Source organism: Canicola haemoglobinophilus, assembly GCF_002015075.1.
Taxonomy (GTDB): domain Bacteria; phylum Pseudomonadota; class Gammaproteobacteria; order Enterobacterales; family Pasteurellaceae; genus Canicola; species Canicola haemoglobinophilus.
In genome coordinates this window covers 44,518-56,812 of sequence record NZ_MUXZ01000017.1, presented here as the reverse complement: position 1 = coordinate 56,812, position 12,295 = coordinate 44,518, and the positions used below count along the sequence as shown (strand labels likewise).

Below are 12,295 nucleotides of genomic sequence, written 5' to 3'. Positions count from 1 at the left end.
TCTAATTAGATAATTAAAGAAAAACTAAAAAAGGAGTCGTGATGAGTTTACAGCTACTTATGATTTTGGTGTTATGCGGCATGTTAACTAACTTGATGTCCGCTATATTGGGTATTGGTGGTGGCGTGCTGATGGTGCCTATTCTCTATACGCTTTTTCCTAATTTCCCTTTACAGATGGTTGCCGCCACATCTTTAACTATTGTTATTGGGTCTGCCCTGATTAATCTCACTTATTTTTATAAACAGAAAATTCAGATTAACATTAAGTCAATGTTGTTATGGTCATTAGGAATGTTAATTGGCGTGCAACTTGGCTTTGAGGCAAGTTTTTATCTTAATGACAATTTTATTATTGCTGTATTTGTGATAACGCTGACGACATTAGCAATAAAAACCATTTTTTCCAAAGGTAAAAAAGAACATGATGAACGACCTCATAAGGACGGATTAAAAGGCTGTCTTCTTTGTTTATTTGGTGGAAGTGTAGCAGGGATGACAGGGATCGGCGGAGGCTCAATTATGGCGCCCTTAATTAGCCAACTTCGTTCTGTGAAGCCTTATCAAATCGCACCTTATACAAACTATATGATGGTGCTTGGTGGTCTAGGAAGTTTATATGGTTATCTGTCTAAAACTGCACCATTTCAATTAGAAAACTCTTGGCAAATCGGCTATGTGAATTTCTCTATTGTAAGTATTGTGGTACTTAGTTCATTTTGTACTAGCTTTTTATCCATGAAAATCCGTGGCATTTTAAAACCTGAATTAGCAAGAAAAATTCTCGGTTTTATTTTGTTATTTATTGCTAGTTATATGTTGGTTGTACATTTGACTAAGTAAGATATAGCTGAAAAGTGCGGTTATTCTTCGAGTTTTTTGTATGCTATAAAAATAGCCTCTCAATCGAGAGGCTTATTTTTACCATGTATAACCAAATTGTAAATTCAATAATCGCTGTTTATCTACATTACTACCATACCCCAACCCAAATCCAAGGTTTAGATTCATATTTTTGTATTGCAGATTTACATTTAAATCATTGCGTAGTTGTCGATTAAATTCTGATGAAAGCTGAATATCATTACTTTCTATATTGGCAGATTTATGATTTGCATCCACATAATAAGAAGTAAATTCAGGACGTATGCTTAATTCATTGTATTGAAATACTTTACTAATTGAGATGCCAGCATGGTATGCAAGTACATTTTCATTTGCTTTGGCATTTAGCTCGTTAATTGCATAGTCAACGGAAGATAGTTGATAGTAGCGTAAAGCGAGATGAGGTTGGATTTTTACATTTGCAACATTAAACCCATAACCTAAATTAGCGCCAAAACTCCAGATATTACGACTAAACTTATTTTGTTCGCCATTTGCATCTATTTGGTTGTTGGACTTAGCATAACCAATATCAATACTGGAAAAGAAATTATCAGTCCAATATTTTTTTAGATACATTGACAATTGATGGATTTTTCTTTTTCCCACAATATTATCTGCATAAAGATCTTTTGTTTGGGTAAGAGAATAAAGCGTGCCAAAAGCAACATTATTAGATAGTTGCTTTTCTATACCCATTTGTTGCAAGTTGATATTTTGCTGATAAGAGCGGTATAAATCTGAGCGGTTATGCATTTTTTGATTTTCTACTCTTGACCAGAAATACCATTCTTTGTTTTGTTTTTCAGTCAGTTTTCTATCTAAATAGCTATTAATATGCAACAGAGCATTTATTTGCGATGAAAACTCAGATACGGCAGCATTTGCTGAAGCACTAATTAAGTCAGCTTGTGTATTGTTAGCTGCTAATAATTTCTTCTCTATTTCAGCAAGCCGAGCCATTTCAGCATCATATTCCGCTTGAACTGGGCTATATAAGTAAAACTCTTGATCATCTTTCATTAGGTGATAACGATAGGTGCCTAAATCCACGTGATCTTTATTATGTAGGCTCACATTTAGCTGATTATCTAAATTACCATTTTCGACTCTTAGTAAGGTAAGACGTTTTGATTTATCCGGCTAGGCTCCTTGATCTTCAACATCGAACTGATAGTTACCAAGTGCGGCTCCTTTTATTAGAATTTTATTTCCGACTTGATCTGAGGTATGGGTAGAAAATCGAAATATCCCGTTGCCTGATAAACTTCTATTAATGGTTAAGATATTAGTATTGTTTTCATCGCCATTTAGACTAACTCGACTGCCTTCATTTAGAACCAAATTATCGACAGTATTGTCATTGGACATAATCCAATGAGCATCTTTATAAAGCTGAACTTCAGTATTTGGCGAAGTTGTTATATGCCCTTTAAGCTCAGTTTTGCCTAATGCTAGTTTGCTGTTATCAGCTAAATTTACATTGCCTGATATTTTTGTCGTAGGAATGGATTGATAAACTTTTTCTTCGAGATTTTCTGCTTGGCAAGAAAGGACCTTGCCACTGTAATCAGAGCGAATACAAACTGGGGTATGATTTTGGATAAAACCTAAATGTAAATTGGCTTGATTTTGAGCACTAAAATTGGCATTGACACTTTGCACATTACGACCAACATAGAAATTGCCATGTTCTACATTGATTGTATTTGCGTTAAAAGTGCGGTCAATCCAATCATCTTCGATAATGACATCTTTTCCTTTCAAATGGTCATAGGCGTGTGGGGTTGGCCTACCAGAAAGTAATAAATTACCTTTTGTGATATTGATGTCACCATTAAGCTCAAGTCCACCAGTAATAAAGAAAAGGTGCTCATCTGTCTCTGGTGCAAAGTTTAAATTTAATTGCCCATTCTTTCTATTTTTATCATTTTCCCCAAAATAGCCATTAAAAGCAGAAATTTTATTGGTGTCAGTCAATGGAGGATTTGTTATTTTAACAGTGGCTGCTTTTGTTAAATTATGATTAACAATTCTCGCACCTTCATCTGTGTTTTGAATGTATTTAAAAGTTAAATTGTTACCATTTAAATCTAAGCGTCCACCACGGAAACCAAAATAGATTTTATCTGGATCGACTTGTGTTGCATCATTAAGAACAACTGTTGAACGTCCACTAACAATGCCAACTTGATTAAAGGCTTGTTTTTCTCCTGCATCATTCTCTTGCTGAGCAAGGATAACTTTCCCTTCACCAACACTAATGTCCCCTTTATTTGCCCCTTTGCCATTTACATATAAGGTTCCTTTGCCTATTTTAGATAAGCGATCATTCTCAGGGTTATGAATTTTCCAAGTTACTTGTTTATTTTCTGCAACCGAAACTCCTGCGCCAATCCATTCAATATCATCCCTGTTGCCTTCAACGCTGAAGTTGGTATCGAAATATAACGCACCAGCACCTTGATTGATATTTTGCATTAAATGCAATACACAATCTTGACCACTAAAATAGACGGTTTTACCATGATTTTTAGCTAGGTCAGCAGGTCTTTTTGATTCATTGACTAAATTAGGATTATGTATTGCGAGGCTAAAATCAATATCTGAACCATTGCTAATGTTACTTATTGCATTATCTTGAATTGTCCAATTAAGTGGCGCTGTGCTGTTATTTGTGATTGTGCCTGCAATATCTTCTTGCATTTGCTGCTTATTCCAATCTTTTCTAACAACAATATAACTATTTAGATTTCCATTAATCCCATTTTTTCCACCTCTTAGTGCAGCATAATAGACCCAGCGGTTTTCTTGCTTATCGAAAACCCAAAGAGGTGAGCCACTATCTCCAGCTGCTGCATAGTTTGCTAAAGGTCCATAATAGTCTTCAAAAAGGTTACCGCTGGCATCTGCCCAACCATTTAAATCTCCTCGTGTGATGTTGAGTGGTGTTCCACCAAGCAAATATCGGTAAGGATCTGCAATTCTTGTGGTCACATTGTTTGGATCTCGAGTTCCCTGAGTGCCTGCTCCCACACGAGCAAAAGAGGGAAAACGATTTTTATTTAAATAGGTTCTACTTGCGGAACCAGCAGATGTAATTACTGTAGGTTCAATTTCAGTAATTAATTTATGTAAGCGAGGTAAGTGGTAATCTGCATTGATCCCTTTGTCTTCACCTAGAAAATCATTTCGATCTACAACTAAATAATTATAGTGGTTAGCATCAGGGTTCTTTGTTGCTCCACCAAACTGAACACTCCCATAACCAGTATTATGCTTAACACTATTAATATACTGAGGGGAAATTGCTGTTGCAAAGCCATCACGGACTACCGCACTTAAATCAGGCATTGGTAAATCACGCATGGCAATTCCAACTAAATCGCCATTCTTATTATGAATGGCAATATTACTTGCCCCAACAAAAAATTTCCCTTTATTTTCAGCAAAATCTCGGAAGTATTGGTAATCCACATCATCGCGTACCACAGAAGCATAAGCAATTTGTTGGAATATTAAATGAGTGAATATAGCAAGAGCGGTTAATTTAAGGTTATTTTTCATTGGGTTATATTATTGGTTCACATTCGGTAAAAAAAGGGGCGAATTATAAAGCTGAACAAGTTAAAAATGAATACTAAACTATGATTATAGATGCACTTTATTTGCATTTTTGCCCCTTATTTTTATTATTCCATCAACCAAAATCAGCAACATTGCTGAAATTAAACAGATAAATAATGGATAGCTTTCAAGGGATATTTTTTCTCCCAACATAAAGGCAACCCCAAGCATTAATATGGGTTCTATATAACCTAGCAAACCAAGTAAATTGATTGGAAGTAAGTTGCTTGCAGCAATATAAAAAATGAATGCTACGCCACTGAAAATACCTAAAAGTAAGAGTAACCAAATGATATGCGGGTTAACTTGCTGCACTTGTTCAATATTGACTTGAGCAGCAAAAAAGATACAGATCGGCAAAATTAAGCTCATTTCAATAGCAAATCCTGCAATATCAGCGATATTGAAGTGTTTTCTTATCATGAAATATAAAGCATATCCACATACTGCAATACTTTCCCAAGACAATCCGCCTGTTAGGACTATATTGGTTGCAACGCCAATTGTTGCCAATAAAATAGCCAGGTATTTTAATTTTGAAATATGTTCTTTAAAGAAAATTCTACCTGCTGCCACCATGACTAAAGGAAGCAATAAATAGCCTAATGAGACACTTATCGCACCGCCATTGTTTGGCGCCCACAAAAATAGCCACATTTGAAATCCCATCATTAATCCGTTGAGTAAAAAGACGAGAATGAACCAAGGCTGGCGTTGAATACGTTTGAAATGAGCGATTAAATGGTATTTTTGCTTAAATAAAAACACCGCACTTATGACAAAAGGAGCGGTAAAAATAACACGATAGCCAAAAATATCCTCTCCACCTAGAGGTAAAAGCAACGTAGAAAAGTAATAAATATAGCCAAAGAGAAAAGAGGCTAATAATGAAAAAATAATACCTTTTATCATAATTCTCACAAAATAATAACCGCACTTAAGGCTGTATAGCCTACTCTAATACTTGCCAAAATGCACGAATTAGCGGTAATTCAAGGCACTTTTTTTGCACGCAAATACCTAGTTCAAAAGGCTCAATTGGCGTGTCGAGGGAGACATGAGAAACTTGGCTGTGCATTGGGCTATTGTTGATAACGACATCTGGCAACATTGCTAATCCACAACCTAATGCCACCATGGACACAATGCCCTCATGCCCACTGACTGTGGCATAAATTTTAGGGTGTTTGATTTTTTTCTGTTTAAACCATTGATCAATGCGTTGGCGAGCAGGGCCTTCCACCGGCAGAATAAAAGGAATGGTTTGCCAATCGATAGGATCTTGTTGCAGTAACTGTGTTGCTGAACAAGCTATTCGTGGTGCAATCAGGGATAAGGCAATATCATCAATATAATGGAAAATAATATTGTGCGGTAAATTTTGAGGACGTCCAGCTAGCGCTAAATCTACTTGTTGTGATTGTACCAGATGCAAGGCTAACGCTGGATCGCCTGTAGTTAGTTGAATTTCTACTTTGGGATAAAGGGTACGAAAACGTTCGAGAATAGCGGGCAAATGGCTATAGGCGGCGGTTACGGAGCAAAATAATTTCAATTCACCACTTAATTCCTCTTCGTTCGTATTTAGTTGCTGTTTGAATTGTTGCCAATGCTGCCAGTTTTGTTGAGCAAATTGCAGAAATTTCTCACCGCACTCTGTGAGCGATACCTGACGATTATCACGTAAAAATAAAGGCTGCCCCAAATTATCTTCCATTCGTTGAATTTGGCGTGAGAGCGTTGAAGGGGACATGTGGTGTTGAATGGCTGTTTTACTGAAGTTTTTATTTTCAGCTAAGTCAAGAAAGAGTTTTAAATCATTAAATTCCATAAAAAGAGACCGCACTTTTGATGTGATTTTGTTGCATTAATTGCAATATTATATTGAAATAATTTCAATTTACGCAATGATAAAAATACTTATAATGAAATACACACAAACAACATCATACAATTAAAATTTATAGAGGAATTAAAAACATGGCTAATTATTTCAATACATTAAATTTACGCCAGCAATTAGACCAATTAGGTCGTTGTCGTTTTATGGATCGTAATGAGTTTGCCAATAAGGCGGATTATTTGAAAGGGAAGAAAATCGTTATTGTTGGCTGTGGTGCACAAGGTTTAAACCAAGGTTTAAATATGCGTGACTCTGGTTTGGATATTGCTTATGCATTACGCCCAGAAGCCATTGCAGAAAAACGAGCCTCTTTCCAACGAGCAACAGAAAATGGTTTCAAAGTTGGCACTTATGAAGAACTGATTCCAACAGCAGATTTAGTGATCAACTTAACGCCAGATAAACAGCACTCAAAAGTCGTTGCTGATGTTATGCCTTTAATCAAAAAAGGCGCCGCACTTGGCTATTCGCATGGTTTAAACATTGTTGAAGTTGGCGAGCAAATTCGCCCCGATATTACTGTTGTTATGGTGGCACCAAAATGTCCGGGAACAGAAGTGCGGGAAGAATATAAACGTGGTTTTGGTGTACCAACATTAATTGCTGTGCATCCTGAAAATGATCCGCAAGGCGATGGTTTAGAAATTGCTAAAGCATGGGCAGCTGCGACTGGTGGTCATCGTGCTGGGGTTTTAGAATCTTCTTTTGTTGCGGAAGTAAAATCAGATTTAATGGGCGAACAAACCATTCTGTGCGGTATGTTGCAAGCGGGTTCAATTGTTTGCTATGAAAAATTAGTGGCTGACGGCAAAGATCCTGCTTATGCTGGAAAATTAATTCAATATGGTTGGGAAACGATTACTGAAGCCTTAAAACAAGGCGGTATTACCTTAATGATGGATCGTTTATCTAATAGCGCTAAGTTACGTGCTTTTGAGCTATCTGAGCAAATCAAGGAAGAACTTACTTTCTTATTTGAGAAACACATGGACGATATTATCAGTGGCGAGTTTTCGGCAACTATGATGGCGGACTGGGCAAATGGCGATGCGAATCTATTGAAATGGCGTGAAGAAACTGGCCAAACCGCTTTTGAAAATGCACCTGTTGGCGACAATATCAAAATTTCTGAACAAGAATATTTTGATCATGGTGTGCTTATGGTGGCAATGGTTAAAGCTGGGGTTGAACTTGCATTTGATACTATGGTTGCGGCAGGTATCTACGAAGAATCAGCCTATTACGAGTCGTTACATGAATTGCCATTAATCGCAAATACAATCGCTCGTAAACGTTTATATGAAATGAATGTTGTTATTTCAGATACTGCGGAATATGGTAACTATTTATTTGCGAATGTGGCGACACCAATTTTCCGTGCGAAAGTATTACCAACCCTACAACGTGGTGATTTGGGTGAACCAACACCAGCAGTAGAAATTGATAATGTTGTATTGCGTGATGTGAATGACGTTATCCGCAATCACCCAATTGAGCTTATTGGTCAAGAATTACGTGGTTATATGACAGATATGAAACGTATTTCATCAAAAGATTAACACATAAATGAATAAAGCCAGCATTAACGCTGGCTTTATTTTGTAGTAATTATTTTCTTGCCAATGGTGGAACGAAAGTAATTCCCATATCCCAAGGCTGTTCAATCCACGTATTTTGTGGAATATCAATAACACATAATCATCAACTAAAGCAGCGCCTGCTGGTTTAGCAAACACTGTTACAAAACGTGCATTTGGATAGAGTTCGCGAATAGCACGAGCTGTATTTCCTGTATCCACTAAATCATCTACAACGATAAAACCTTCGCCGCCATTTTCTACTTGCGCTGCGTGTAATACATTTAGCTCGCCTTGTTGATTATGGTCATAGCTTGAGATACAAACTGTTTCAACGTGACGAATACCCAATTCACGTGCAATTACTGCCGCTGGAAATAAGCCGCCACGACTTACTGCAATAAGACCTTTCCATTGTGTTGCTGGAAGTAAACGTTCAGATAATTTACGTGTATGCATTTGGAACATGTCCCAAGTTACAACATATTTTTCGCTCATAATTCACCTTAAAGTCAGTTAAGGGCGGAATGACCGCCAGAGAAATAAAATTGCGTTAGGATAACCTGAAATCTATTTTTATGCTATTATTTTCCACATTTTTCACAGATAAAAAGGAGAAACTTATGTCAGATCTTCAATCTTTACAACCTAAATTATTGTGGCACTGGTTTGATCAAATTTGTGTTATTCCTCATCCCTCTTATCAAGAAGAACAATTAGCGTTATTTATCCTTGATTGGGCAAAGGCTAAAGGCTTTTTTGCTGAACGTGATGAGGTGGGCAATGTGCTGATTCGTAAACCAGCAACAGCTGGAATGGAAAATCGTAAACCAGTGGTATTGCAAGCGCACTTAGATATGGTTCCACAAGCAAATGAAGGAACACAACATGATTTCAGTGTTGATCCAATTTTGCCTTATATTGATGGCGAATGGGTTAAGGCGAAGGGTACAACCTTAGGGGCGGATAATGGCATTGGTATGGCATCCGCACTTGCTGTATTAGAAAGCAATGATATTGCGCATCCTGAATTAGAAGTATTGTTAACCATGACTGAAGAAAGAGGCATGGAGGGGGCGCTTGGACTACGCCCAAATTGGCTTCAATCTGAGATCTTAATCAATACAGATACGGAAGAAAATGGCGAAATTTATATTGGTTGTGCTGGTGGCGAAAATGCTAATTTGGAATTACCAATTGAATATCAAGCGAATAATTTTGAACATTGCTATCAAGTGGTATTAAAAGGCTTGCGTGGTGGACATTCTGGCGTAGATATTCACACTGGACGAGCCAATACCATTAAAGTTTTAGTGCGTTTCCTCGCAGAACTTCGCCAAAATCAACCGCACTTTGACTTCACTTTAGCCAATATTCGTGGTGGTTCTATTCGCAATGCTATTCCAAGAGAAAGTTTTGCAACTTTAGCCTTTAATGGCGATGTGGCTGTGCTAGAAAGTGCGGTACAAAAATTTGCTGATTTAATTAAAACTGAATTAGCGCTTATTGAGCCAAATCTAACATTCACAATTGAAAAAGCAGAAAAAGCGCAACAAGTATTTTCTACCCAATCTGCGTACAATATCCTACATTGTTTGAACATTTTGCCAAATGGTGTAATGCGCAACAGCGATGTGATTGAAAATGTGGTGGAAACTTCATTGAGTATTGGTGTGTTAGATACGGTAGATAATGTGGTGAGAGGGACGATTTTAGTTCGCTCATTAATTGAAAGTGGCAAAACCTATGTTGCCTCATTATTAAAATCTTTAGCCGCATTAGCACAAGGCAATGTGAGTTTCTCGGGAGATTATCCAGGTTGGGAACCACAAAGCCACAGCGATATTTTAGATTTAACCAAGGAAGTTTATGCACAGGTTTTAGGTGCAGAACCAGAAATTAAAGTCATTCATGCAGGGCTTGAATGTGGCTTATTGAAAAGAATCTATCCAGCAATGGATATGGTATCTATTGGACCTACTATTAGAAACGCACATTCTCCAGATGAAAAAGTACATATCCCAGCAGTAGAAACCTATTGGAAAGTTTTAACTGGCATATTGGCTAATATTCCAGCTCGTTAAAATAACCTAGGATAAAAGAGCGGTGCAAATTTGCACCGTTTTTTTGTCTTTACATATTGAAATCTAGGGAGAAAAACGGTAATTTTTGCCGCTCAATTTTATTATTTATTTAGGAACATCATGGAACATATCCAACCGACAAAAAACAATTCACAACGCAGAGCGCCCACGTTTTTAAGTCATATTATTTTTGCTAGCCGTTGGTTACAGCTACCTATCTATTTAGGATTAATTGTTGTTCAAGGCGTGTATGCTTATAAATTTATCAAATCATTATGGCATTTGATTGTTAATTTACAAGAACTCGACTCTACAGCGATTATGTTGGCTGTATTAAATTTAATTGATGTGGTGATGATCGCAAACTTATTGGTCATGGTAATTGTGGGCGGGTATGAGATCTTCGTATCTAAATTACGCACAGGCGGACATCCAGATGAACCAGAATGGTTAAGTCACGTAAATGCTTCTGTCTTAAAAGTAAAACTTTCCATGTCGATCATTAGTATTTCTTCTATCCACATGCTACAAACCTTTGTAAATGCTGCAAACATGGATGAGAAAACAATGATGTGGCAATTATTTCTCCATTTAGGGTTCTTAGTTTCCGCAGTCGCTATGGCCTATACCGATAAAATCCTCTACGGCACAAGCCATAAAACTCATTAGGTCAAAGGTAAATTTTGATAAAAAACACCGCACTTTTTGGAAGTGCGGTGTTTTTTTGAGTTATATGTATTAGTATCAGCTACATTTTTTTGCTTTGTAGATTTACATAAGCAAGAATTGCAACTAGCACGCCTACTGGAAGTAATAAATCAGTAATTGAGCCATCGTTACCCCAAATTAAATTAGCGAGAATAACTAAACTACCGCCAATCGCCCAAGCAATAGTTGTTGGTACAGACCAAACGATCATTTGCTTTTTAACGTCATTAATTCCCATCATTCGATTTACAACCCAGAATAAACTATCGTTAAAGTAACCAAAGAATAATGATCCCATTGTCGCAGCCTGCGCTGCTAACAACATATTTACACCAGGAATTTGAGCCAAAATTGGAGCAGAAATAGAAGCCGCCGTAATCATTGCAACAGTACCAGATCCCTGAATAAAACGAACTAATGTTGAAACAATGAATGGGATTAAGATTGGTGAAATAGGTAACGCTGCAACTTGCTCTGCAAGTTGTTTTCCTGCTCCACTATCACGTAATACAGCGCCTAATGCCCCACCAGCACCAGTAACTAACAAAATAATACCTGCAGTTTTTACTCCTTCTTCAAGATGAAGTGCGGTTGTTGTTTTATCTGTTTTTGGTAATAAGGTATATACAGCTACAAGTACACTAATTGCTAATGCGATCATAGGATGGCCAACAAAATTAAATACTTGATATAACGTATTTTCTGCTAATGCTGGGTTACCTTTTGCGATTAAACCTAATATAGCTTTAATAAAGATTAGACCAATTGGTAATAAAATGGGTAATAATGATAAACCTAAGCTTGGTAAGTCTTTTTTCTCACGACTTTCAATATAATCATCGTATTTTTGCTTAAGTTCTTCTTGCGTAAAGACTTCTTGATTAAAAGTTGGGTACTTTTTATCTAACCATTTAGCATAGAGAACAATCCCAACTACAGGAAACACCGCCATTGCCATACCAACTAGCAACATAGCACCAATATCGACACCAAATAATCCTGCTACGCCTAACGGACCTGGTGTTGGTGGAACGGTATGGTGAGTTACCACTAAACCACCAGCTAAAGCAACCCCTAAAGTCAATAGTGAGCGTTTACCATTTTTGGCTAAGGCTTTAGCTACTGGATAGAGAATAACAAAGGCTGAATCCACAAAGATTGGAATACTAACAACATAGCCTGTAATTGCAAGTGCCCATTCTTCTTTTTTCTTGCCAAGGAATTTAATGAAGCTATATGCCATTTTCTCAGCAGCGCCTGAAACTTCTAGGATACTTCCCATCATAACGCCTAAGCCGATCACAATACCAATACCACCTAGCGTACCACCAAAGCCTTTGGTAATTGCACCTAAAGTACTATCTACACTCACACCGCCAATTAAACCAGCAATTGCAGAAGCAATTAACATCGCAATAAAGGCATGAACTCTGGTTCTTAACACTAAAATAACTAAAACAAATACCGCAACTAATAATCCTATAATGGGGATAGGTAAACCAAACATAATGC

Annotated in this window: 9 protein-coding genes and 1 pseudogene; 4 read left to right on the top strand and 6 right to left on the bottom strand. The window is 37.1% G+C overall.

The genetic code is table 11. From position 1 onward, the window contains the following. Positions 1-41: 41 nt before the first annotated feature. Positions 42-842 carry a sulfite exporter TauE/SafE family protein gene (locus tag B0186_RS06140; RefSeq protein WP_078218496.1) on the top strand — a complete coding sequence of 267 codons (801 nt, stop codon included), beginning with the start codon at positions 42-44 and terminating at the stop codon, positions 840-842. 78 nt (positions 843-920) lie between these two features. On the opposite strand, the gene B0186_RS06135 is transcribed toward B0186_RS06140, so the two are convergent. The 4 genes from B0186_RS06135 to ilvY form a co-directional block, all read right to left on the bottom strand. After that, positions 921-1,961: an autotransporter domain-containing protein gene (locus B0186_RS06135; RefSeq protein WP_078218495.1), complete on the bottom strand. Its 1,041-nt coding sequence runs from the start codon at positions 1,959-1,961 to the stop codon at positions 921-923. Between the two features lie 66 nt (positions 1,962-2,027). Further along, entirely contained in the window at positions 2,028-4,451 is a 2,424-nt protein-coding gene (locus B0186_RS06130) for a S6 family peptidase (RefSeq protein WP_078218494.1), read from the bottom strand. Positions 4,452-4,535: 84 nt separating this feature from the next. Further along, on the bottom strand, positions 4,536-5,423 hold the full coding sequence (rarD, locus tag B0186_RS06125; RefSeq protein ID WP_078218493.1) for an EamA family transporter RarD: 888 nt from the start codon (positions 5,421-5,423) through the stop codon (positions 4,536-4,538). Positions 5,424-5,463: 40 nt separating this feature from the next. Beyond that, positions 5,464-6,342, bottom strand: a complete 879-nt coding sequence (gene ilvY, locus B0186_RS06120) for an HTH-type transcriptional activator IlvY (protein WP_078218492.1) — start codon at positions 6,340-6,342, stop codon at positions 5,464-5,466. Positions 6,343-6,491: 149 nt separating this feature from the next. Between ilvY and ilvC the strand changes: the two genes are divergently transcribed. Then, positions 6,492-7,973, top strand: a complete 1,482-nt coding sequence (ilvC, locus tag B0186_RS06115) for a ketol-acid reductoisomerase (RefSeq protein WP_078218491.1) — start codon at positions 6,492-6,494, stop codon at positions 7,971-7,973. A gap of 49 nt (positions 7,974-8,022) precedes the next feature. Here ilvC and gpt read toward each other — a convergent pair. After that, positions 8,023-8,489: pseudogene (gene gpt / locus B0186_RS06110) on the bottom strand (xanthine phosphoribosyltransferase). 125 nt (positions 8,490-8,614) lie between these two features. Between gpt and B0186_RS06105 the strand changes: the two are divergent. Both B0186_RS06105 and B0186_RS06100 read left to right on the top strand, forming a co-directional pair. Beyond that, positions 8,615-10,075, top strand: coding sequence for an aminoacyl-histidine dipeptidase (locus B0186_RS06105; RefSeq protein WP_078218490.1), 1,461 nt, complete (start codon positions 8,615-8,617; stop codon positions 10,073-10,075). Between the two features lie 117 nt (positions 10,076-10,192). Continuing rightward, complete coding sequence (locus B0186_RS06100; RefSeq protein WP_078218489.1) at positions 10,193-10,744, top strand: TIGR00645 family protein; 552 nt, start codon at positions 10,193-10,195, stop codon at positions 10,742-10,744. Positions 10,745-10,823: 79 nt separating this feature from the next. On the opposite strand, the gene B0186_RS06095 is transcribed toward B0186_RS06100, so the two are convergent. Continuing rightward, positions 10,824-12,290, bottom strand: coding sequence for a GntT/GntP/DsdX family permease (locus tag B0186_RS06095; RefSeq protein WP_078218488.1), 1,467 nt, complete (start codon positions 12,288-12,290; stop codon positions 10,824-10,826). Positions 12,291-12,295 lie beyond the last annotated feature (5 nt).

Bases quoted from the DNA above. Each gene is read 5' to 3' on its own strand.
- B0186_RS06140 (WP_078218496.1), top strand. From the start codon at position 42: ATGAGTTTACAGCTACTTATGATTTTGGTGTTATGCGGCATGTTAACT.
- B0186_RS06130 (WP_078218494.1), bottom strand. From the start codon at position 4,451: ATGAAAAATAACCTTAAATTAACCGCTCTTGCTATATTCACTCATTTA.
- rarD (WP_078218493.1), bottom strand. From the start codon at position 5,423: ATGATAAAAGGTATTATTTTTTCATTATTAGCCTCTTTTCTCTTTGGC.
- ilvY (WP_078218492.1), bottom strand. From the start codon at position 6,342: ATGGAATTTAATGATTTAAAACTCTTTCTTGACTTAGCTGAAAATAAA.
- ilvC (WP_078218491.1), top strand. From the start codon at position 6,492: ATGGCTAATTATTTCAATACATTAAATTTACGCCAGCAATTAGACCAA.
- B0186_RS06105 (WP_078218490.1), top strand. From the start codon at position 8,615: ATGTCAGATCTTCAATCTTTACAACCTAAATTATTGTGGCACTGGTTT.
- B0186_RS06095 (WP_078218488.1), bottom strand. From the start codon at position 12,290: ATGTTTGGTTTACCTATCCCCATTATAGGATTATTAGTTGCGGTATTT.